At 62.6% G+C, this 23,261-nt stretch carries 17 protein-coding genes; 8 read left to right on the forward strand and 9 right to left on the reverse strand.

The window, feature by feature from the left end; translation table 11 throughout:
* The first annotated feature begins 47 nt into the window (after positions 1-47).
* Together polA and NKJ88_RS08045 are read left to right on the forward strand one after the other, a co-directional pair.
* Complete coding sequence (gene polA / locus NKJ88_RS08040; protein ID WP_352443966.1) at positions 48-2,975, forward strand: DNA polymerase I; 2,928 nt, start codon at positions 48-50, stop codon at positions 2,973-2,975.
* Between the two features lie 7 nt (positions 2,976-2,982).
* Positions 2,983-3,471 carry a macro domain-containing protein gene (locus NKJ88_RS08045; protein ID WP_023691986.1) on the forward strand — a complete coding sequence of 163 codons (489 nt, stop codon included), beginning with the start codon at positions 2,983-2,985 and terminating at the stop codon, positions 3,469-3,471.
* Positions 3,472-3,479: 8 nt separating this feature from the next.
* Here NKJ88_RS08045 and NKJ88_RS08050 read toward each other — a convergent pair whose 3' ends face one another.
* The gene (locus NKJ88_RS08050; RefSeq protein ID WP_023686595.1) at positions 3,480-3,884 is read right to left on the reverse strand and encodes a Fur family transcriptional regulator; all 405 of its coding nucleotides are present in this window, start codon (positions 3,882-3,884) and stop codon (positions 3,480-3,482) included.
* Between the two features lie 295 nt (positions 3,885-4,179).
* Between NKJ88_RS08050 and NKJ88_RS08055 the strand changes: the two genes are divergently transcribed.
* The 5 genes from NKJ88_RS08055 to amrB all read left to right on the forward strand — a co-directional run bounded on the left by NKJ88_RS08055 (position 4,180) and on the right by amrB (position 12,495).
* On the forward strand, positions 4,180-6,399 hold the full coding sequence (locus tag NKJ88_RS08055) for a caspase family protein (protein ID WP_352443903.1): 2,220 nt from the start codon (positions 4,180-4,182) through the stop codon (positions 6,397-6,399).
* 101 nt (positions 6,400-6,500) lie between these two features.
* Complete coding sequence (locus NKJ88_RS08060) at positions 6,501-6,881, forward strand: hypothetical protein (RefSeq protein ID WP_245261352.1); 381 nt, start codon at positions 6,501-6,503, stop codon at positions 6,879-6,881.
* Positions 6,878-7,591, forward strand: a complete 714-nt coding sequence (locus tag NKJ88_RS08065) for a DUF4760 domain-containing protein (RefSeq protein WP_352443904.1) — start codon at positions 6,878-6,880, stop codon at positions 7,589-7,591. Before NKJ88_RS08060 ends, NKJ88_RS08065 begins: the two co-directional genes overlap by 4 nt.
* Positions 7,592-7,648: 57 nt before the next feature.
* The gene (locus tag NKJ88_RS08070) at positions 7,649-10,627 is read left to right on the forward strand and encodes a hypothetical protein (RefSeq protein ID WP_352443905.1); all 2,979 of its coding nucleotides are present in this window, start codon (positions 7,649-7,651) and stop codon (positions 10,625-10,627) included.
* 149 nt (positions 10,628-10,776) lie between these two features.
* Complete coding sequence (amrB, locus tag NKJ88_RS08075) at positions 10,777-12,495, forward strand: AmmeMemoRadiSam system protein B (protein ID WP_023751424.1); 1,719 nt, start codon at positions 10,777-10,779, stop codon at positions 12,493-12,495.
* 29 nt (positions 12,496-12,524) lie between these two features.
* Here amrB and NKJ88_RS08080 read toward each other — a convergent pair whose 3' ends face one another.
* Complete coding sequence (locus NKJ88_RS08080; protein WP_352443906.1) at positions 12,525-14,363, reverse strand: MORN repeat-containing protein; 1,839 nt, start codon at positions 14,361-14,363, stop codon at positions 12,525-12,527.
* 156 nt (positions 14,364-14,519) lie between these two features.
* The gene (locus tag NKJ88_RS08085) at positions 14,520-15,599 is read right to left on the reverse strand and encodes a trypsin-like serine peptidase (RefSeq protein ID WP_352443907.1); all 1,080 of its coding nucleotides are present in this window, start codon (positions 15,597-15,599) and stop codon (positions 14,520-14,522) included.
* 402 nt (positions 15,600-16,001) lie between these two features.
* On the opposite strand from NKJ88_RS08085, the gene NKJ88_RS08090 reads away from it, so the two are divergent.
* The gene (locus tag NKJ88_RS08090) at positions 16,002-17,093 is read left to right on the forward strand and encodes a S1 family serine peptidase (RefSeq protein WP_023713445.1); all 1,092 of its coding nucleotides are present in this window, start codon (positions 16,002-16,004) and stop codon (positions 17,091-17,093) included.
* Between the two features lie 80 nt (positions 17,094-17,173).
* Here the strand turns inward: NKJ88_RS08090 and mgrA are convergent, their stop codons facing one another.
* The 6 genes from mgrA to NKJ88_RS08120 all read right to left on the reverse strand — a co-directional run bounded on the left by mgrA (position 17,174) and on the right by NKJ88_RS08120 (position 23,205).
* A complete protein-coding gene (gene mgrA / locus NKJ88_RS08095; RefSeq protein ID WP_023669798.1) occupies positions 17,174-18,220 on the reverse strand; it encodes an L-glyceraldehyde 3-phosphate reductase in 1,047 nt (348 codons plus the stop codon).
* A gap of 57 nt (positions 18,221-18,277) precedes the next feature.
* Positions 18,278-19,420 carry a Gfo/Idh/MocA family protein gene (locus NKJ88_RS08100; RefSeq protein ID WP_023669799.1) on the reverse strand — a complete coding sequence of 381 codons (1,143 nt, stop codon included), beginning with the start codon at positions 19,418-19,420 and terminating at the stop codon, positions 18,278-18,280.
* A gap of 11 nt (positions 19,421-19,431) precedes the next feature.
* Positions 19,432-20,178 (reverse strand): sugar phosphate isomerase/epimerase family protein, encoded by a 747-nt coding sequence (locus NKJ88_RS08105; RefSeq protein ID WP_023669800.1) that lies wholly within the window; start codon positions 20,176-20,178, stop codon positions 19,432-19,434.
* A gap of 99 nt (positions 20,179-20,277) precedes the next feature.
* On the reverse strand, positions 20,278-21,378 hold the full coding sequence (locus NKJ88_RS08110; protein WP_023824640.1) for an ABC transporter ATP-binding protein: 1,101 nt from the start codon (positions 21,376-21,378) through the stop codon (positions 20,278-20,280).
* 5 nt (positions 21,379-21,383) lie between these two features.
* Positions 21,384-22,319 carry a carbohydrate ABC transporter permease gene (locus NKJ88_RS08115; protein ID WP_023669802.1) on the reverse strand — a complete coding sequence of 312 codons (936 nt, stop codon included), beginning with the start codon at positions 22,317-22,319 and terminating at the stop codon, positions 21,384-21,386.
* Positions 22,312-23,205 (reverse strand): carbohydrate ABC transporter permease, encoded by an 894-nt coding sequence (locus tag NKJ88_RS08120; protein WP_023704232.1) that lies wholly within the window; start codon positions 23,203-23,205, stop codon positions 22,312-22,314. The genes NKJ88_RS08115 and NKJ88_RS08120 overlap by 8 nt, the downstream gene beginning before the upstream one ends.
* Between the last annotated feature and the right edge of the window lie 56 nt (positions 23,206-23,261).

A 23,261-nucleotide genomic window follows, 5' to 3' on the forward strand; every position in this document is an offset into this window, starting at 1 on the left:
CGCCTTTGCCATGGACCGCGCCGTCCTGCCGCGCTATCCCTGCCGGCATGAAAAAAGGCGACCATCTCTTCCTTATCGACGGCTCCGGCTACATCTTTCGCGCCTATCATGCGCTGCCGCCGCTGACCCGCAAATCCGATGGGCTGCCGGTCGGCGCGGTCTCCGGCTTCTGCAACATGTTGTGGAAGCTGATGCAGGACGCCCGCAACACCGATGTAGGCATCGTGCCGACGCATTTAGCGGTCATTTTCGATTATTCGTCGAAAACCTTCCGCAATGATCTTTACCCGGAATACAAGGCCAACCGCAACGCACCGCCCGAAGACCTGATCCCGCAATTCGGTCTGATCCGCCAGGCAACCGTGGCCTTCAACCTGCCTTGCATCGAGATCGAAGGCTACGAGGCCGACGACCTCATCGCCACCTATGCCAGGCTGGCGTGCGAGGCCGGCGGCGACACCACTATCATCTCCTCTGACAAGGATCTGATGCAGCTGGTCGGACCCACGGTCGGCATGTACGACCCGATGAAGGACCGCCAGATCGGCATCCCCGAAGTCATCGAGAAATGGGGCGTGCCGCCGGAAAAGATGATAGACCTGCAGGCGCTGACCGGCGACTCCGTCGACAATGTGCCGGGCGTACCCGGCATCGGGCCGAAAACGGCGGCGCAGCTTCTGGAACAGTTCGGCGACCTTGACGGGCTGCTCGCCCGGGCCAGCGAGATCAAGCAGGACAAGAGGCGCGAATCCATCATCGCCAATGCCGACAAGGCGCGCATATCGCGCCAGCTGGTGACGCTGAAGAACGACGTGCCGGTGACCGACGGGCTCGACGATTTCGTGCTGCATGCGCCGGATGGGCCGAAGCTGATCGGCTTTCTCAAAACCATGGAATTCACCTCGCTGACCCGGCGCGTTGCTGAAGCGACCAGCACCGAAGCCGGCGATGTGCAGGCTGTCGCCGTCACCGTCGAGCGCGCCGACACCGCGCACGGCCCCGATGTCGGTTCCGGCATAGCGGCGCCTGCGGCAACACAGGATGAAGCCAAAACCGAAACCGCCAGGGCCGGCGACGCCCCTTCGCTGCTTGCCGCACTTCGCCTGGAAACGGCCGCTGCGGCCAAAATCGATCCCGCCGCCTATGTCGCCATCCGCGACACGGCGACGCTCAAGACCTGGCTGGCCCAAGCCAAGGAGACCGGGATCGTCGCCTTCGACACCGAAACCACGTCTTCCGATCCGATGCTGGCCGACCTCATCGGTTTCTCCCTGGCGATCGGCCCCGGCCGCGCCGCCTATGTGCCGCTCGCCCACAAGAGCGGCGCCGGCGACCTGCTCGGCGGCGGCACGCTGGAGAACCAGATTCCGGTCCGCGAGGCGCTGGCGCTGCTGAAGCCGCTGCTGGAAGACAAATCGGTGCTCAAGATCGCCCAGGACGCCAAATACGACATCGTCGTCATGAGCCGCCACGGCATCGATATCGCACCCTTCGACGACACGATGTTGATTTCCTATGTGCTCGACGCCGGCACCGGCCACCACACTTTGTCCTCGATTGCCGACAAATGGCTCGGCCATGCCACGACGCCGCTCAAGGACCTCGCCGGTTCAGGCAGAAGCTCGGTCGGGTTCGAGCAGGTCGACATCGACCGGGCGACCGCCTACGCCGCCGGCCATGCCGACGTAGCGCTGCGGCTATGGGAGGTGCTGAAGCCGCGGCTGGCCGCCAAGGGCCTGGTCTCGGTCTATGAGCGGCTGGAGCGTCCGCTGGTGCCGGTTCTGGCGCGTATGGAGCAGCGCGGCATCTCGGTCGACCGCCAGATTCTGTCGCGGCTCTCCGGCGAGCTGGCGCAAGGCGCGGCACGGCTGGAAGAGGAAATCTACGGCCTTGTCGGCGAGCGCATCAACATCGGGTCGCCAAAGCAACTCGGCGACATCCTGTTCGGCCGCATGGGCCTGCCCGGCGGCTCCAAGACCAAGACCGGGCAATGGTCGACCTCCGCGCAGCTTCTGGAAGACCTCGCCGCCGAAGGCCACGAACTGCCGCGCAAGATCGTCGACTGGCGTCAGCTGACCAAGCTGAAATCGACCTACACCGACGCGCTGCCCGGTTTCATCCATCCCGACACCAGGCGCGTGCACACATCGTATGCGCTGGCCGCAACGACGACGGGCCGGCTGTCCTCCTCCGATCCCAATCTGCAGAACATCCCGGTGCGCACCGCGGAGGGACGCAAGATCAGGACGGCCTTCATCGCCGACAAGGGCCAGAAACTGGTCTCGGCCGACTACAGCCAGATCGAACTGCGCGTGCTTGCCCACGTCGCCGAAATCCCGCAGTTGAAGCAGGCCTTCGCCGATGGCGCCGACATCCACGCCATCACCGCCTCGGAAATGTTCAACGTGCCGGTCGAAGGCATGCCTTCCGAAGTGCGCCGCCGCGCCAAGGCAATCAATTTCGGCATCATCTACGGCATCTCGGCCTTTGGGCTGGCCAACCAGCTGTCGATCCCGCGCGAGGAGGCCGGCGCCTACATCAAGAAATACTTCGAGCGTTTCCCCGGCATCCGCGACTATATCGAGGCAACAAAAGCCTATGCCCGCGAGCATGGCTTCGTCGAAACCATCTTCGGCCGCCGCATCCACTATCCTGAGATCCGGTCGTCAAACCCGTCGATCCGTGCCTTCAACGAGCGCGCCTCGATCAACGCCAGGCTGCAAGGCACCGCTGCCGATATCATCCGCCGCGCCATGGTGCATATGGACGAGGCGCTGGAAAAGGCCGGCCTGTCCGCCCGCATGCTCTTGCAGGTGCATGACGAATTGATCTTCGAGACGGTTGAAGCGGAAGTCGAGGCGACGATCCCCGTGGTGCGCAGGGTGATGGAGAACGCGCCGATGCCGGCCATCTCGATGTCGGTGCCGCTGCATGTCGATGCCCGCGCAGCGAACAACTGGGACGAGGCGCATTGAAGGTGCGATGATTGTCTTTGTCACCGGAGACCTGCTGGCCGCCCAGGAAAGCTATATCGCTCAAGGCGTGGCAGAGGGCAATCAAGAGGGCCTTGGCACCGGACTTGCGCTGAAGATTTCGAAAAAGTGGCCGAATGTGCAGGCTGCGTTCAAGAAATATGCTCGGACCGGCAGGTTTATTGGGGGTCATATCTGGACATTGGAGCCAGACGGCAATCAGCCGGGCTTCATTTATCTGGCAACCCAGCCAGATATGTATCACGCCACGCTTCCCTATTTACGGAAAGCAGTTCGCGGGCTTGTGAAATGGGCCGACAAAAACCGGGTAGAATCCATCGCCTTGCCAAAAATCGGGTCTGGCCTTGGCAAATTATCTTGGCTCGACGAGGTGAAACCCCTGCTTATGGAGCAGCTAACACCTGGGCCTACGCGGTACGTCGTCTATGAGACATTCTTGAACGAATTCGAGAATAGCGCACCGCCTCGGCTCAAGTAGGAAGCAAGCTAAGCCGCTTCAGCCAGGCACTTGGCACACGTCCCCCGAAACTCGATGACCGCCTTCTTCGCAGCAAACCCGGTCGAGCGCACCCATTCGTCCAGCCGGTGGCCGACGTCATGGTCGGACATCTCCATCACCTGCCCGCATGTGTCGCAGATAGCGAAGGCTGTCATCGAATGCGTATGGTCGTGCGGTTCGGCGCAGGCGACGAAGGAGTTGAGGCTTTCCAACCGGTGCACGAAGCCTGACTTCACCAGGCTGTCGAGCGCCCGGTAAACCTGTAGCGGCGCGCGGAAACCGCGCTCGCGCAGCTGGTCGAGAAGCGTATAGGCGCTGAGCGGTCCGCTGGCGGCCTCAAGCTTCTCGAGCACGCTCAGCTGATTCTTCGTCAGCACATCCCTTGCCGCCATGATCCCGTTTTCCGATCGTTTAGAGCATGATGCCGAAAAGTGTGGAGCGGTTCTCGGACGACATCATGTTCTATCTGTTTGATCCAGCGCCGCTCGCAAATCATTTCTGCCATGCGACGGTCTCAATTCCCTTGAGATAGCGACGAAGCAGGCATTTTGCCACTGTTTCCGTTATCGCCATCGACACCATGACCACCACCGCCGATTGACGGCACCGACCACATTCAAAATACTGACAAAATTCGCAACGAAAGGTGCCGCACTTGCAAATTCGATCGGGCTTGGGGAAGCAATTATGATCAAACTGACACGACGGACGCTGCTCGTCGGCACGTCGGCGCTTGTGGCTGCCGGTACGGTTTCGTTCCGCGCTCTCGCCGCCTCGCGCACCTATCACGCGCTGCTGGTTGCCTGCACCGACTATCCGAACCTGCCGCAGAAGAACTGGCTGATCGGGCCGAAGAACGATGCCGGCCTAGTGCGCGACTATCTCCTGAAGAACACGCCCGATCCGGTGAAGTTCTCGGCCGAGAACGTGATCCTGCTCGCCAAGGACGTCGAAGGCGCCAACGGCCCGCCGACGCATGCGGCGATCAAGGCCGCTCTTGCCGACCTCGCCGGCAAGGTGCAACGCGACGATTTCGTCTATCTGCATCTGTCGGGCCACGGCGCCCAGCAGCCGCAAGCCAAGGCCGGTGACGAGACCGACGGCCTCGACGAGATTTTCCTGCCGTCCGATATCGACAAATGGATCAACCGCGAAGAGGGCGTGCCGAACGCGCTGGTCGACAACGAGGTCGGCGCCGCACTCGACGCCATCCGCGACAAGGGCGCCTTTGTCTGGGTGGTGTTCGACTGCTGCCATTCCGGCACCGCGACGCGCGCCGCGGAAGTCGATGACGAACTGGAGCGCAAGGTCGAGTTCGCCGACCTCGTCGGCGGCGACGACGCGGCGAGAGCAGCCGCGGTGAAGGCCTATGACGACATCTCGGCAAGCGCATCGCGCGGTTTCGACGAGAATGGCGGCCGCAAGCCGGCCTTCAACCTGACGCCGACCGGCGCAGAGCCGATCGCCAGGGGCAAGCTGGTCGCCTTCTATGCCGCGCAGACGGTCGAGACGACGCCGGAAATGCCGCTGCCCAAGGGCACGCCCGACGCGCCGCGCTTCGGCCTGTTCACCTTCACCATCCTGTCGAAATTGGCCGAGAACCCCAACGTCACCTATCGCCAGCTCGGCCAGGCCGTGCTGCAGCAATATTCGGCCGACGGCCGCACAAGGCCGACGCCCCTGTTCGAGGGCGAACTGGACGCCCGCGTGTTCGGCACCGACAAGACCGACGCCGTCATGCAATGGCCGATTGCCGTCAAGGACGGCGATGTCGCGATCGGCGCCGGGCTGCTGCAGGGTCTGACCCCCGGCAGCAAGCTCGCCATTTTGCCTTCGGCGCTGTCGAAGCTCTCCGACGCCGTCGGCTATCTCGAAGTGAAATTGGCAAAAAACCTCGAAAGCCAGCTCGCACCGGTCGAATTCGACGGCAAGCCGGCGCTTGCGCCGACGGCGGTGCCCGCCGGCGCCTATGCGCGCGTTGCCGAACTCGCAGTCGACTACAAGCTGCTGGTGGCAAAGCCGGCGCCGACCGCAGGGCTCGATAAAGAAACCGAGCTGGTCAATTCGGTTCTGGACGAATTGGTGGCGAAGCCGAAGTCCGGCTTCCACATCGCGCTGGTCGAGCCCGGCAAGAGCGCCGATCTGCGGCTTGCGGTGCTGCGCGAAAAATCCATGGACGGCGCTGCCGCCAACGCCAGCGACGAACCGGCGCTGTGGTTCCTGCCGGCGTCCGGCGACATCAGCCTGAAGGACGGCAGCAAGCCGCCGCGCATCGTCATCCATCAGGATGGCCGCGACAAGCTTGCGGAAAACACAGCCAAGACCCTGACCACGATCTTCCGCGCCACCGGCCTGTCGCGGCTCGCCGCGGCGTCCGACTACCGGCCGGACGAGGTCAGCGTCCAGTTCCTGATCAAGCGCCAGGACAGCGATGCGCTGGAGCCGATCGAATCGTCAACGGTGCCGCGCGTTTCGCCGGGCGATCAGGTACACATTGCGGCCAAGAACGGGTCCGACGAGTTCGTCGACATCAACGTGCTGTATATCGGCAGCGACTATTCGATCGCCCACATCGTCGCCGAGCGGCTGGCGCCGATCAACCAGCAGGCCGACCAGGGCCTGAAGGAAGGGCTGCTCGCCTTCACCGACACCAGCTTCGGCATGGAGCGCATGATTGCCGTGCTGACCGAGGCGCCGCCGCAAAGCGAGAAAGAGGATCTGAGCTTTCTTGCCCAGGAAGGCGTGCGCGCCGTGACGCGTGCCGCATCGGGAACGCCTGGTTTTTCCGACATGCTGGCCGACATCGGCATGGCACCGGCAACGCGCTCCGTGATGCGGCTTGCCGACGAGAGCGGTCCCAAAGGCGCGGTGATGATCTTCCCGATGGAGACGGTGCCCCGCGCCTGACCTGACATCGCTTCGCCGGCTCTTGCCGGCGTGATATATGAACATTCCCGGCTCGCGACACTTCTATGCGCCGCGGCTGAATGCAACAGATGAGGACATCAGTGACTATCCCCGTGCTCTCCTGGCGTGCAGCGACGGCCGGCCTTGCCGGAAGCCTGTTGCTGGTTGCCAGCGCCTCGGCGGACGAGAATTGCGGCCTGTGCGCCAAGCAGATCGTCACCAACTCCGAGCTCGCCACCTGCTTTCTCGACCAGTACGACCAGATCGCCAAGACCGGCAACACGGCCGTTGTCGTCGATCTCTCCAGCTGCGCCTCGCGCGGCGTGGTCGAGCCCTTGCCGTCACCCAGCAAGGCGGCTGCCGAACCGGACGTGCAGTTCATGATTTCGCGCACGCAGCTCGATTGCCTGAAAAAGAAGCTGGAGACACCCGGCATCGTGCTCGATCCCACCGCCATCATCCGACTGGACAGCTGCGGATGAAAAAGCCGGGGGGCACTGCAACGCAAAAATCGCCAGCCACATCGGCGCCTCCGCCGGCCAAGAAGCCGGCGACCTTGCCCGAAACCACCGAAGGCTTTCCGTGGCCGAGCAGTCACGAGATCAAGAAGGAAGCCAACCCCTTCACCGACCGCGACTGGCGCATGCTGATCTACGCCTGGTCGGGTCTCGCCGTGCGCCTGGCGATCATCTTCACCTTGGCCTTCTCGGTCTTCCAGTTTCTCGCAAACCAGGAACAGAAGCGCGTCGAGCAGACGATGTCGCTGGTCGAGCTTTGGGAAAGCAAGGATTTTCAGCAGGCGCAGCGCGCGCTCAAGGAGCGCCTCTCGTCGCTCAACGCCAAATACGACAATCTGCTCAGCGCCACGCCGTCGCCAACCGAGGAACAGGTTTTCCGGCAACGCATCGGCATCGAGGCGATGACTGCCGGCGGCGGCACCATGCCGATCGCCGATTTCAACGACAATTTCGACCGCATCGTCTATTTCCTCAATCGTCTCTCCATCTGCGTCGAGGGCAAGCTCTGTTCGCGCGATGTCGCCGATGCCTATTTCCGCGACTATGCGGTGTCGTTCTGGAGCTATTTTGCCGGCTACATCGAAAAAGAACGCAAGGCCGGTTCCGCCAATTATGCCCAGGCGATCGAGAATTATGTGCGTCACGGGTCGCCGCCGTCCGCCGACTCCAAATAGCGGCGCAACAAGGTGCCGGTCAGCTCCCATGCCCTGCGTGCTTTCCGGTGGCTGGTCATGCTCGGTCTTCTGGCGCTGGCGTCGGTCGCCCGTGCCGAGGACCTCGATTTCCATCTCGATCTCAACACCGGCGGCCACAGCGCCAGGGTCACCGACCTTGCCTTCACGCCGGACGGCGAGGAACTGGTCTCCGCATCTGACGACAAGACCATCCGCATCTGGGACTGGCAGAGCGGGGTGACGCTCCGCACCATTCGCGGCTATCTTGGCAATGGCAATGACGGCAAGGTCTTTGCGATTGCCGTGTCGCCGGACGGCAAGACGATCGCCGCCGGCGGTTATTTCGGCGCCGGCATCGGCGACAAGCCCCCTTATGGCGATATCAGGCTGTTCGATTTCGCCACCGGCAAGATCAAAACCGTGCTCAAGGCCGCCGACTATGCCATCTATGATGTCGCCTTTTCACCCCACGGAAACACGCTCGCCGCCGGCGGTGGCGATGGTTTCGTCTACCTCTGGCGGGCGGACGACAAATCCGCGTCGGGCTGGACGCTGGCGGAAAAACTCGATGCCGATTCCTGGCGTGTGGAAAAGCTCGCCTTCGCCGCTGCGGGAACCCGGCTGGCAGCGACGACCACCGACAATGGCATCCGGCTCTGGGACGTCGCCAAGTCAGAGGAAATCGCTTTGCCCGCCGAGGCCGAACCGCTGCGCGATGTCGGCGTCGCCGCACTCGCCGTGTCATTGGATGGCAGCCTGTTCGCCACCGGCAGCAAGGACGGCGACGTCCAGCTCTGGCAGGCCAGCACCGGCAAATTCGTCCGCGCCATGCCGAAGCAGGATTTCCAGATCGGCGCTCTGAGCTTCGCCACGGGTTCGCGGCTTGTGGCGTCATGCAGCTATCGCTGCGCCGACAAGCATCGCTCGGTGGTCTGGAATACCGACAGCGGCGAGCAACTGCTCGACTATAACGGCCATGACGGCACGGTCTTTGCTGGCGCCGGCAATGCCGACGGCTCGCTGGTGGCGACAGCCGGCGGCACCCGCAACGCCATCCAGGTCTGGAACCCCATGACCGGCGAGCGCAAGGCGCTGCTGCAAGGGGTCGGCGAACCGGTGACGGCGATCGGGATCGATGCGGCGAGCAGCTCCATCGCTTGGGGCAACACCAACCCCTGCCCTGAACGCGTGTCCTGTCCCGAGCTGCAGGGCACGCTGGACAAGGTGCTGGCGCTACCGACGGCCGAGCGGTTCTTCGAGGACCCGGTGGCGTTTGCGGAACAGGGCGCCTATGCCCGCGCGGCACTCGCACAGGGTGAGTGGTCGCTCCGTGCTGCCCCCGGCGGCAAGGACGGCCTGGAGAATGCCGTGCTCGAAATCGCGAGCGGCGGAAAGGTGATGCACAGCATCGAGAATGCCGCCACCAATGGCTTCGTCCATTCGGCTTACACGCTGATCGGCAATGGGCTTGGCCTGATCACCGGCGGCAGCGACGGCACGCTGTTGGAATACAAAACCGCGACCGCCGAGCTATCGGGTGAATTCACCGGCCACACCGGCGAGATCAACGCCATGGTTGCCGCCGAGAAGGAAGGGCTGTTGGTCACCGGCAGCGCCGACCAGACCGTGCGGCTGTGGAATTTGAAGACACACAAACTGATAGTGTCGATGTTCTTCGCCGGCTCCGAATGGATCGCCTGGATGCCGCAGGGCTACTATTATTCCTCCGCCGACGGCGACAAGTTGATAGGCTGGCACGTCAATCAGGGTCGCGACCACGAAGGGCGTTTCATCAGCGCCGGCCAGCTGAAAAAATATCTCTGGAGCCCGGAAATGGTGCGCCGGGCCATCATCCTGCGCAGCGCCGAACAGGCGGTTCAGGAAATGCGCCCCGGCGTCGACCGCCAGCTGGAAAAGCTGCTCGAGCGCAAACCGCCGGAATTCGGCATCAAGCTTGCCGCCGACCAGAGCAACGTCCGCGAGGGCTATGTCGCCGTCGAGATTTCGGGCGCGCAGGAAGCCGGCGCCGATGTCGCCGGATTTTCGATCCTGTCGAACAGCCGCAATGTCGGCAATGTCACGGCGCGCTCGGCCGATGGCGGCAAGAGCACCATCGTCGAAGTGCCGGTCGAGAATGGCGAAAATACCATTCGCATCACCGGCACCAACGAGTTCGGCTATCTGACCGAGCGCAGTGTCACAGCACTTGGCAGGAAAACCGAAAAGCCCGCCAACAAGGGCAAGCTCTACGTCGCCGTGATCGGCGTCGACAAATATCCTTTCCTCACCGATGCATGCGCCGGCCACGCCTGCGATCTGCGCTATCCCGTCGATGACGCCACCGAATTCCTCAAGGTGATCTCGCAGAAATCCGCGCCCTTGTTTTCGGCGATGGAGACGCTGGTTCTGGTCAACCGCGAAGCGCTGGATGAGGCGCCCGATTCCGGCAAGGACGTGTTCAAGGTCGCCAGCGCCGACACCATCCTGGAACCGGATTCCGACACGATCAACGACCAGCTCGCCGACTTTCTCGACAGACCCGGCGAGAACGACACCACCATCATTTTCGTCGCCGGTCACGGCATCAACATCGACGAAGATTATTATTTCATCCCCACGGACGGCCGCAAACAGGATGCCGACCGCTGGAAGCGCTCCTCGCTGGTCGACTGGGGCGACATCCAGAAATCGGTTGAGCGGGCCAAGGGCATGCGCTTCATGCTGCTCGACACCTGCCACGCCGCCAACGCCTTCAACCCGCGCCTGGAAAAAGACGCGCAGGACGCACGCATCGTCGTCTTCTCGGCCACCGCTGCCAACAACACCGCCGCCGAACTGCCCGAGCTCGGCCATGGCGTCTTCACCTATTCGATCCTCGAAGGCCTGCGCGGCCGGGCCAAGACCTCCGACGGCGGCGTGACGCTGTTCGGCCTCGCCGACTACATCTCGCGCGAAGTGCTGCGGCTGACCGCGTCCAAGCAGAAGCCGTTCTACTATGTCGGCGGCGTGGAGAACATTGTGCTGGCTGAGCCGTGAGAGGTCGGCACCCAGGCACCCGCCTCTGGCCTGCCGGCCATCTCCCCCGCAAGGGGGGAGATCAGTCTCTTCATTGCTGGAGATCTATTTTCAAGGTTGGTGATTGGCGAAAGTCGAGGCGACATCCAATCTCCCCCCTTGCGGGGGAGATGTCCGGCAGGACAGCGGGGGGTGCCTGGGCACGGACCAGCATTCTGATCTTTGCCACCGCCTTGCTTATCCTCTCAGTGCTTCAAGCGTCTGCCGCCCCCATCACCTGCCCGCCCGGCGACACAAACTTCCCGTCCTTCTACTCCGACCCCACACTCTTCACCGACGCCATCGCCGCCGTCGCCAGAATCGAGCCGTCCAACCAACGCCTCACCGGCATCACAGTCCCCCACCACCTGCTCGTCGCAGATCTCGTCGCACTCGGTTTCCACGCCGCGTCCGGCTTCCGCTACAAGCGCATCGTCATCCTGTCGCCGGACCATTTCCATAAGACGCAGAAACTCTTCGCCACCACGACGCGCGGCTTCGACACTGTGCTTGGCCCGGTCCTGGCCGACACGGCAGCCCTGCGCCTTATCCAGGCGAACAGCGAGATGGTCGAGGACTCCTGCCTCTTCGCCAAGGAGCACGGCGTTCAAGCCATGCTGCCCTTCCTGCACCATTATTTTCCCGAGGCAACCATCGTGCCGGTGGCGATGTCGGTCAAGGCGAAGCGCGGCGACTGGGACCGGCTGGCGCAGGCGCTGAAAGCGATCGTCGACAAGGACACGCTGATCGTCGAATCCACCGATTTCTCACATTATCTGCCGCAGCACGAAGCCAGGCGTTTCGACCAGCAGACGCTGAACATGCTCGCCGCCGGTTCGCTCGACGGCATCACGGCGCTGCGCCAGCCGGATCACGCCGATTCGGTCGGTGCGCTCTATATCCAGACCAGGCTGCAGCGCGAACTGTTCGGTGCTGCGCCGCTGGTCGTCGCCAACGAGAACTCGCAGGCGCATTCAAGCGACTATGTCGAGCGCACCACCAGCTATGTCGTGGCGCTGTTCGGCGCCTTCGGCCCCGGCATCAACAATCCTGCCCGTCCCGACGACAAGCTCTACTATTTCGCGGGCGACGTGAATTTCGGCCGCGCCATGAAGAAGATCCTGGTCCGCGACGGTGTTGCCGAGAAGATCGTCGAAAGCGTGCTGGCCCTGACCCGCTCGCGGCCGCTGATCGTCAATCTCGAAGGCGTGATCCTGCCCAACGTCCCTGAGGCGATCGACGACATGACGCTGGCCATGCCCGCAGACCTCGCCATCGACATGCTCAAGAAATTGCATGTCGCCGCTGTCAGCCTCGCCAACAATCACGCCTACGACCTCGGCCCGTCAGGCTATGCCGAGACGCTGGCCGCACTCGATGCGGCCGGCATCGCCCATTTCGGCCAGGGCGAGACGCTGGCGCTTGCCGATCTCGACTTGGTCGGGCTGACCGACATCGATACCAACGGCTCCAGGAACACCGACCTTCTGACGCCTGCTTTGCTCGACCGGCTGCTGCACGACAATGCCGAGCGGCCGGTGATTGCCTTCGTCCATTGGGGCCGCGAGTACAAGACGGAGCCGTCGCCGCACGAGGAGATGCTTGCCGACCAGATGCGGCTGCGCGGTGTCACGGCAATCGTCGGCGGTCATCCACATGTATCGAGCGAGGCGATCCTGCCGCTCGGCGGTGGCGATGTTGCGGAGATCTATTCGCTCGGCAATTTCCTGTTCGACCAGAAAGCCGAACGATCGTCCGGGTCGATGCTGGAACTCAGGGTGTTCAGCCAGGGCACGATCTTTGCCCGGCTGATCCCGCTGCCCAATTTTTTCGAGATGGGCTCGAAATGACGCGATTCCCGAAAGGACGTGACAGGACCTCAACAGCCTTGCAGATCTTCCGGCAGATAGCAGACCGCCGGCTTGGTGCTGGTTTCGAACAGCGACTGCTTCGGCCTGAAATAGAAGAACGTGGCCGGCTTGCTCTCCCGTGTGCTGCCATCGGCGAAATGGGCGGCGATGCTGAAGCGATGGATCGACGACATTGACGACCACATTTTCAGCCGTGCCGTGTAGGCGCTGAGATGCTTATTGCCGCGCACCGGCATGGGGATGCTGTAATCGGTCTTGCCGATCGGAAATTCGATGTTCTGGTAGCGCAGCGCTTCGGGCGACGCGCCGCCGCCATCGCCGCATTCGGCGAGCGATTCTGGAACCTCGATGCTGACCAGCGAGACGATGACGCGAAACGGCTCGCTCTGTTGGTAGATAGCGCCCTGTTCGTCCGCCCAGGAATAATCGAGCTTGCCAATCCCGGTCACGCTCATTTTCTCGACGCTGCCGCTGATGTAATCGACAACGTCGCCGAACTTGACCTTGTTGGCCACCTGGGCGCGGCAGACATCCAGGCTGTCCCTTGACGGGCAAGTGAAGCGCTCGGTCTCGAGCGTGGTTGTGTCGACGCCGGCTTCAATCAGCACGTTCTTGATCGAGACGTCGACGCCGTCGCCGAAAGTGCCGATGTCCTTCGTGAACGTGCGGCTCGGCTCGCCGGTCGCGTTGTCCTCCTCGTCGGTCCTGGTGAACTGGATCGACATCTTCATGTCTTTCACGTCGCCCCAGCCATTGTTGACGATCGAGAAGTCGGGGCGGAAGCCGACGCAGCCATAATGCTCGCTGATCGACAGCATCGGCTTGCGGTAGGCCTCGCTCGCGGCCACCTTCATTTCCAGGCTGTCGATCTTGACCCTCGACTGGTCGGTGGTCTTGAGGTCGACTTCGGCGAAGGCCGGCGCCGTCTCCCAGTCCATGCCTTCATAGACATTGCCGGTACGAATCTCTCCGGTGCCGTTCCAGGCATCATTGTACTGGTCCGACACCGGATAGATCGCGATGTCTTCGTCGCGCACCAGATGCTGGTACTGCATGTCGGCCTGCTGCGTCATGCGCTGGTCGACGGCAATGCCGATCTCGACCTTGTCGGCGGAACCGCCGCCGGTCTGCGCCTTGAGCAACCCGCCCACTCTGGCATCTGCCAGCACGTCGGGGCGCGCACCGCCGATCTCCTTGCCCATCGCCCATTGCGACCAGTAGACGGTGCCGCCGGGCAACCGGGTGCGGCCCTTGCCATCCTTCAGCCCATCGGCAAAAGAGCCGACGAATATCTTGCCTGTCTTCGTCTCCAGCCTGCCCTCGCCATTCGGCACACCGGCCCTGAATTGCCCTTCATAGCGATTGCCGTCGGCATCGACATGGATCGCATGGCCGTCGAGCTGGCCGGCGACCCAATGGCCGTCGAGAATCTCGCCCGAACGCAGCTCCAGCCGGCCTTGTCCTTCGGGGCGGCCATTCCTGATCTCGCCGAAATAGCTGGAATAGATCGTCTTGGGGTCGTAGCTCGCCGAGCCGCGTACGCGCCAGACCAGCCTGCCCTTGCCGTTGACGGTGCCGTCGGCTGCGACGGTGCGGTCCGGCGACACGCCGGCTGCCGGCTCCCAGGTGAAATCAAGACCCAATTCCGGGTGGGAATCCCAGACCCGTACATTCTTGCGCAGCACCGAACGTGTTTCGCTTTGATAGAGGATTTGCACCCGCTCGGCCCAGGCGCCATCGGGTGCGGCACCGCCTTGATCGGCCATAGCGGAAAAGCATGTCAGTGCGGCCAGCATGGATGCAGCCGCCATCGCTTTGACCCCGAAGATCATTCTTGCCCGCGCCATCTTACCCAACCCCTTGGATCGCCTAGCGTAAGCACCGCTGCAACACAGTGCAAGAGAGGTGTTTCGATACAAAAAAAACCGGCGGCAGGAACGTCCCGCCGCCGGTTTGGTAGTGCTGGTTATCGCCGCTGTTTGCCGGCGAAAGATCATTCAGCCTTATTTGTACAGGCTGTTGATCCACGCCACGTTGGCGGCGTTCAGGCGCACCGCAGTGTTGGCGTTGGGGCTTTCGGCCACGTTCACGCCGGTGACGACGCGCTGCTTGGCGCCATTATCATAGGCGTAGACCGAGCTGCCGCTCGATCCCGGATAGGTGTCGCAGTCGTACTGGAAATACTCCGCGCCGACGTTTTCGGCTTTCACTTCGCAGGTCGCCTTCCACATCGTTCCCATCGGCTTGTCGCCGGGGTAGCCAACGATGTTTGCGGTGAAATCGCCGAGGTTCTCATAGTTGGCATAACCCAGCCAGCCGAGATTGGTGCCGACATCCTGCTTCAGCGTGATGATGCCGAGATCCCACGGAATGACCGAGCCGTAGTAACCCTGATAATTGTCGATGAAGCCCTGCAAGATATAGACGCTCTCGTAGCTGAAAGCGCCAAACGGTGCATCGTCGGCGGTGTTGCCGTTGAGCGACGGCACGAAGATGACGTCGTCGAGCCAAGCCTTGTCTTCATTGCTGTAGAGGCAATGCGCCGCGGTGAGCACCGTGCGCGGACCGATCAGGGTTCCCGAGCAGCTGCCGTAACCGCTCTTGGCTTTGCCTTCGATATAGCCGATCGCGGTGAACGGGTACGTCTTGGTGTTCTTGATCTGCTCGCGGTCGTCGGCCCCGAACACCTGGCGGCCGGCTTCGTCGCCGCCCGTCAGCCCGGTCTTGTTGGCCGCTGGTGCGTTAGCGGGCGCATTCAGTTCCTTGATGACAAGGTCCTTCAGCGTCTCGCCGGCATCGATCTTGATGTCCTTGCCATCGGCGGAACGTCCGACGATGCCATAGGATTTGACCGCCGTGCCCTCGTCGGTCAGCGGCGCTGCCCGGCTGGCTTCATCTTCGATCAGTTTCGGCGGCGCGATCGGCTTTGCACGGCCGGGCTGGTAGTCGCCCGTTCCGAGATCGCGCATGCTTTCGCCATTGCCGGCATTCGCTGAGCCGGGATCGGCGGCGAAGGCAGGCATCGTCCACAGTGCGGTGGATAGCAGTGCGGACGCAATGATAGTGCTTGTCAGTTTCGTCATGGTGAGACTCTCCCAAAAGTCAGCAAGGAGTGGAGCAAAATACAGAAATATTGTCGAGATCGTGGTGGAGTTAAAAAATTAGTTTGGTTACCCGCCCGTATCGGATCATCGGTCCGGGCGGCCTCGTTAAAGCCCTCCGCCAAACGCACCCGCGTCGATATACTGCCTAAAATAATCCAACATTGGCAATGACAAATCGCTTCCACGTAGCCCGTGGGGGGCTATAGGGTTTGGGTGGGCTCTGCCCGATGGGGCACGATTAGCAAAAGTCGTATTTCGGTTTTATGACCGCGCGGATGTCGTTCGTTCTGGCAGAAGGCGATCGAGGTACCGGTACCGCTTCTGTTGGTTATGCGTCATGGCGGCATGGCTCGGCATTTTTCATCTCAGGAGGGTTTCAAGGTGAACATTATCCATCGGTTCAGGCCGCTTGCCGCTGCATCGCTGCTGGGCATCGCGGCCGCTTTCCCCGCCGTCAACGCGCTCTATGCAGCCGACGACGCCGCCAGGCCGGAAGCGGCGGTCTCGCCGATGCAGCGCGTCGCCGAATCCCGGGACAAGGCCAAGGCCGAGAATCCCGACGGGGCCGACCGCGTCTATGGCGGCAAGGAAGCCGACAAAGGGGCCTATCCGTTCCAGGTGGCGCTGCTGACCAGCGCCCGGCTGGACCCCAGCCCGGCCTCGCAGCCGAACGCGCAATTCTGCGGCGGCAGCCTGATTGCTCCGCAATGGGTGCTGACGGCGGCGCACTGCCTCAACGACAAGGGCCGGCCGATTTCGCCCGACACGGTGACCGTGCTGACCGGCGCCACCGATCTTACCGAAGGCAAGCGCTACAAGGTGGTCGAGGTCATCGTCAACGAGGGCTACAGCGAACAGACGCTGGACAATGATCTCGGCCTGCTCCGGCTGGCGGAGCCCGCCGATGCGCCGGTCATCAAGATCACCAATGAGCCGACGCCAGACAGCGGCAAGACCACGGTCATCGGCTGGGGCAAGATGCAGGACGGCACCTTCCCGACCGCGCTGATGGTGGCCGATCTCGATCTCGAGCCGAGCGCTGCCTGCAACAGCGGCATCAAGTCGATCTATGCGCATGACCTGAAGGCGGCACTTGGCGATCTCTCGCATCGGATGCGTTATTCGGAAAAGGGCATCGATGCCGCCGCCAATGCGATCGCCGCCGATATGTCGGATCCGCTGACCAAGAACATGATCTGCGCCGGCACCGACAGCGGCGAACGCGACGCCTGCAACGGCGACAGCGGCGGTCCGCTGTTCATGACCGGCGCCAACGGTCCGGTCCAGGTCGGCGTCGTCTCCTGGGGCGAAGGTCCGTCCGACGGCACCGCCGCTTGCGGCCACAAGAATGCCTATGGCATCTACACGCGATTGGCCAACTATACGGGTTGGATCGAAGCCAAGATGAAGACCCCGGCTCCCGCAGCCGCGGCGGCGCCCAAGGCCGGTCTCGGCACGGCCAAGAAGCCCTGAACTGGCCCGAAGCTTGATAAACGCAAAACGGCGGGATCTTTCCCGCCGTTTTGATTCATGTCCGGTGCCGGCTGTTCCGCTTACTTCCGCGGCGGGCCTTTGCGCTCGGCCGACGCCGCCCACAGATTGATGTCGGACTCGCGTGCGTAAGTGTCGATTTCGGCGAGCTCGGCATCGCTGAACTCGAGCACCTTGAGCGCGCCGACGCAGTCCTCGACCTGTTCGGGCCGGCTGGCGCCGATCAGCGCCGAGGTGACCCGGCCCTTGCGCAGCACCCAGGCTAGCGCCATCTGCGCCAGCGTCTGGCCACGCTTGCCGGCGATCGCGTTCAGCGCCTGGATGTTAGCGATGGTCTTTTCGTTGATGAAGGCGGGCCGCAGCGACTTGCCTTGGCTGGCGCGGCTACCCTCGGGGATGCCGCCGAGATATTTGTCGGTCAGCATGCCTTGCGCCAGCGGCGAGAACACGATCGATCCGACACCGAGCCCTTCCAGCGTATCGAGCAGTCCGTCCTCTTCGACCCAGCGGTTGAGCATCGAATAGCTCGGCTGATGGATGATGCAGGGCGTACCGAGCTGCTTCAATATGTCGGCGGCCTCGCGCGTGCGCTGCGAATTGTAGGACGAGATGCCGGCATAGAGCGCCTTGCCGGAACGCACCGCATGGTCGAGAGCGCCCATCGTTTCCTCAAGCGGCGTATCCGGATCGAAGCGGTGCGAATAGAAGATGTCGACATAGTCGAGCCCCATCCGCTTCAGGCTCTGGTCGAGGCTCGCCAGCACATATTTGCGGCTGCCCCATTCGCCATAAGGCCCTGCCCACATCTCATAGCCCGCCTTGGTCGAGATGATCAGCTCGTCCCGATAGCCGGCGAAGTCGGTGCGCAATATCTCGCCGAAGGCGATCTCGGCCGAGCCGGGCGGCGGGCCGTAATTGTTGGCGAGATCGAAATGGGTGATGCCGAGATCGAAGGCCTTGCGCGCGATCGCCTGCTTGGTGTTGTGCGGCGTGTCGTTGCCGAAATTGTGCCACAGGCCGAGCGAGATCGCCGGCAGTTTCAGGCCGGATCGCCCACATCTGTTGTAGAGCATTTTCTCATAGCGGTGTTCAGCCGGCTGCCAGCGCATGGGTACAGATCCTGGATTGTATGGGTGTCGGCGCGAGCGCGCCGACACCCTTCTACCTCATTTCTGCTTCGCCAACAGTCCTTTTGCGTCCTTGACGCCGAGTGCAGCCGGCCGCTCGCAGCTGGTCTGCATGGCGACGAACTTGCCGGTCTCGCCCGACCGCAACAGGCCGGTCATGACATCGACGGCATGCAGCGCGAGCTCCATCGAGCAACGATGCGGCCGGCCCTCGGCGATCGCCAGCGCCATGTCGGCAAGGCCTGCGGTGCGGTAGTTGGCCATCATGCCCTGGCCGTGCATTTCGTTGGGCACGCCGAACGGATGCTGCCATTTCGGCAGTTTCTTCACCGGTTTTGCCGCCTTGGTTATGCGCACGTCGCCACCGAAGAAATTCGGATCCGGCACGAACACCGTGCCCGTCTCGCCATAGAGTTCCATCGGCGCGTGACCATGCGCCCAGACGTCCCAGCTGGTGTTGAGCGTGATCACGGCGCCGTTCTCGAACTCCAGCAGGCCGTGGATCGTCGTCGGCGTGTTCACCGGGATTTTTTCGCCCGCGCGCGGTTTCGACGAGATCGTGCGTTCCTTGGCAGGCGTCGTCGCGAAGGCCGCCACCTGCTTCACCGGCCCGATCAGCTGGATCAGGTTGGTGATGTAGTAGGGCCCGATGTCGAGCACCGGCCCGGCGCCCGGCTGGAAGAAGAAATCGGGATTGGGGTGCCAGTGCTCCATGCCGTGGCCCATCACATGACAGGTGCCGCTGGTGATCTTGCCGAGCGCGCCGGTGTCGATGAGGTTGCGCACCAGCTGGTGCGCGCCGCCGAGGAAAGTGTCCGGAGCCGAACCGATGCGCAGCCCTTTCTTCTCGGCCCGGCTCTTGAGGTCGAGGCCTTCCTTGACCGACAGCACGAACGGCTTTTCCGAATAGACGTGCTTGCCGGCATCGAGGATCTGCTTCGACACCCCGTAGTGCACCGCCGGGATGGTGAGGTTGACGACGATGTCGATCTCGTCATCCTTGAGCAGTTCTTCGACGGTCTCGGCGCGCAGCTTGAACTCCTTCGCCCGTGCCTTGGCCGCGTCCATGTTGATGTCGGCGCAGGCGCGCATCTCAATGCCGCGAAACAGCGGCGCCAGCGAGAAATACGCTTTCGAGATGTTGCCGCAGCCGATGACGCCGATACCCAGTTTCTTTGCCATGATGATTGTTCCTAGTAAGCCTTGACGGATGCGAGCGAGCGGCTGGCGAAGCGCTCGATATCGTTGGGGTTGTCCTGTTCCATGACGTAATATTTGGCCGCGCTCTTCGCCCGAAGTGTCTTGATCAGGCCGGCCCAGTCGATGGTGCCGTGGCCGACATCCGCCCAGCCGTCCTCGTCAAGGCCTTCGCCTGACTTGGCCATGTCCTTGACATGGACGGCGCTGATGCGCTTGCCGTGCTTTTCGATCCACGGCAGCGGATCAACGCCACCGCGGACTACCCAGGCGACGTCCATCTCCCAGCCGATGTCGGGCGCAGCCGACAGGATGTGATCCTGCGGCACCGAGCCGTCGGCGAGTGTCTTGAACTCGAAATCATGGTTGTGCCAGGCAAAGCCGTAGCCGGCTTTTTTTGCGGTCTCGCCGACCTTGGCCAGACGCTCGCCAAAGCCGCGCCAGCCGGCAGCGTCGGCCGGCCGCTGCTCGGCCAGCAGATAGGGACAGATGACGAGCGTGATGCCGAGTGCGTCGGCTGTTTTGCGTACCCCGTCGAAATCATTCTCCAGCGCATCGATCGAGAAATGTCCGGTCGGCATCGAAAGCCCGTTCTTGTCGAGTTCGGCGCGGAACGCCGTGGGGTCGTCATAGACGCCGCCGAAACCTTCGACTTCCTTGTAGCCGAGCTTGCCGAGCATTTTCAGGATGCCGTCCCACGGCTGGAAATTGCGGGCGCTGTAGAGTTGGAATGACCAGTTCATCGTCTCTGTCCGTTTCTTGGGTGGTTAAGGCTTGGGGATGTTTTCGGGGGATCGTTTCGGTCGTTCTTGGGAGGATGGTTTGCGGATGATTCTAGAGGGTCACAGGCGATTGCCGGTCGCAGCGTCGAACAGCGAGGCGCGCGCCGGATCGAAACCGAACTGGATCGGATCGCCGCTGCGCAGCGTCCGTTCCGCTTCGACGCGGAAGGAGAAGTTGCGGCCGGCAAGCTTGGTCCACACCAGCGTGTCGGAACCCATCGGCTCAACGATCTCGACCGAACCGCCGGCGGAAAACGGCATCGACTTCGCCGCGTCACCGAAAGCGATATGTTCAGGCCGGATGCCCAGCACGCAAGCGCCGGCCGGGCGCTCCGTGCCGTCAAAGGTATAGCGATCGAGCGGCACCGAAACACCGTCGGTCCTGAACACTGGAGCAGCACTGGCCTCCAGCTCCCCTTCGAGGAAATTCATCGCCGGCGAGCCGAGGAAGCCGGCGACAAACCGGTTGACCGGCCGGTTATAGATCGTCTGCGGCGCGTCAAGCTGCTGGATGACGCCGCCGCGCATGACCGCGATACGGTCGGCCAGCGTCATCGCCTCGATCTGGTCGTGGGTGACGTAGATCATGGTGTTCTGCAGCTTGCGATGCAGAAGCTTGATTTCGACGCGCAGTTCCGAGCGCAGCTTGGCGTCGAGATTGGATAGTGGCTCGTCGAAAAGGAAGACGTCGACGTCGCGCACCAGCGCCCGCCCGATCGCCACGCGCTGGCGTTGGCCGCCGGACAAGGCCGCGGGCTTGCGCTGCAAAAGCGGCTCGATCTGCAGGATCTCGGCGGCGCGGGCGATGCGCTTGGCGATCTCGTCCCTGGGCACGCCGGCAACGCGCAGGCCGAACGACAGGTTCTTCTCCACCGTCATTTGCGGATAAAGCGCATAGGACTGGAACACCATGCCGATGCCGCGATCCTTGGGCTCTTCCCAGGTGACGTTCTTGCCCTTGATGAAGATGCGGCCTTCGGAAATATCGAGCAGCCCGGCGATGCAGTTGAGCAAGGTCGACTTGCCGCAGCCCGAGGGACCGAGCAGCACGATGAACTCGCCCTCTGCGACCTCGAGATTGAGGGTCTGCAGCACCGATACAGAGCCGAAATTCAGGGACAGGTCCTGGATCGAAACGCTGGTGCCGTTGGCTGCCGTCATCGCCATCACCCTTTCACCGCACCGGCGGCGATGCCGCGCACGAAAAGCTTGCCGGAAATGAAGTAGACGATGAGTGGCACAAGGCCGGTCAGGATGGTGGCGGCCATGTTGACGTTGTACTCCTTCACGCCTTGCACCGAATTCACGATGTTGTTGAGCTGCACCGTCATCGGATAGGTGTCGGGGCGGGTGTAGACGACGCCGAACAGGAAGTCGTTCCAGATGCCGGTCACCTGCAGGATGATGGCGACGACGAAGATCGGCAGCGACATCGGCGCCATGATCCGCAGGAAGATGCCCCAGAAGCCGGCGCCGTCGACCCGTGCCGCCCTGAACAGCTCTTCCGGCATCGAGGCAAAATAGTTGCGGAACAAAAGCGTGAGGATCGGCATGCCGAAGATGGAATGGACGATCACCAGGCCGCTGAGGCTGCCGTAGAGGCCGATCTCGCGCAGGATGATGACGATCGGATAGATCATCACCTGATAGGGGATGAAGGCGCCGACGATCAGGATGACGAAGAATGTGTCGGCGCCCTTGAAGCGCCAGTTGGCCAGCGCATAGCCGTTCACCGAGGCGATCGCGATCGACAGCAGCACTGACGGCACAGTGATGCGCACCGAATTCCAGAAGCCGCGCGAAAGCCCGTCGCAATTGAGGCCGGTGCAGGCCGTCGCCCACGCCTTCACCCACGGTTCGAACGTGATTTCGAGCGGCGGCGAGAAGATATTGCCCATCCGTATCTCGGGCATGCCCTTAAGCGAGGTGACCACCATCACATAGAGCGGCAGCAGATAGTAGACTGCCACCACGATCAGCGTGCCATAGAGGAAGATGTTGCGGCGCGAGAAGACATGCCGCGGCTTCGGCCCGCGCGGCCCCGAGGCTTCGCGCTCGGCGGCACCCGCGCTGGCGGGCAAAGGGACGGCCGGGTCAGCCACGCTTCCTGCCTCCGAATTCAAGGTAGGCCCACGGCACGACGACGATCACCACCGAGAGCAGCATCATGGTCGAGGCGGCAAAGCCCTGGCCAAGATTCTGTGCGAAGAACATGTAGTCGTAAACATATTTGGCCGGCACTTCGGAGGCGATTCCGGGGCCGCCGCTGGTCTGGGCGACAACGAGGTCGTAGACCTTGACGATGCCCGACGCGATGATGACCAGCGTGGTGATGAAAACCGGCCGCATCATCGGGATGACGATGAACAGATAGGTCTTCCACATCGGGATCCCGTCTACCCGCGCCGCCTTCCAGATGTCCTCGTCGATGCCGCGCAGGCCGGCCAGCATCAAGCACATGATGAGCCCGGTGCCTTGCCACAGCGCCGCAATCGAAATGCCGTAGATGACGATGCTGGAATTGTATAGCGGGTCGAAGTTGAAGCTCGTCCAGCCGAGGTCCCGCACCACATGCTGGATGCCGAAATCCGGATTGAGCAGCCACTGCCAGACCAGGCCGGTGACGATGAAGGAAAGCGCGAACGGATAGAGGAAGATGGTGCGGAACGTGTCCTCGAAACGGATCTTCTGGTCGAGAAGCGCTGCAAGCAGGAAGCCGATGACCAGTGAGAACACCAGCGAGATCGCGCCGTAGATCAAAAGGTTCTCGATCGAGATCAGCCAGCGCGGCGTCACCCACAGCCGGTAATACTGATCGAGCCCGGCGAAATTCAGCCGTGGCAGCAGCTTCGAATTGGTGAAGGAATAGAACACCGTCCAGACGGTGCCGCCGACGAAAACCACCGACGCGGTGAGGATCATCGGGATCGAGGCGACCTTCGCATTGAGGTTGCGGAACAGCGGGTTGGGGCGTTCGCTCTTGCTCATCTCGTCAGCCGGCTGGGTAAGGGCGGTGCTATCCCGGCCCTGCTTTCGCAAGACCG

This window comes from Mesorhizobium sp. M0016, from assembly GCF_040324035.1.
Taxonomy (GTDB): Bacteria; Pseudomonadota; Alphaproteobacteria; order Rhizobiales; family Rhizobiaceae; genus Mesorhizobium.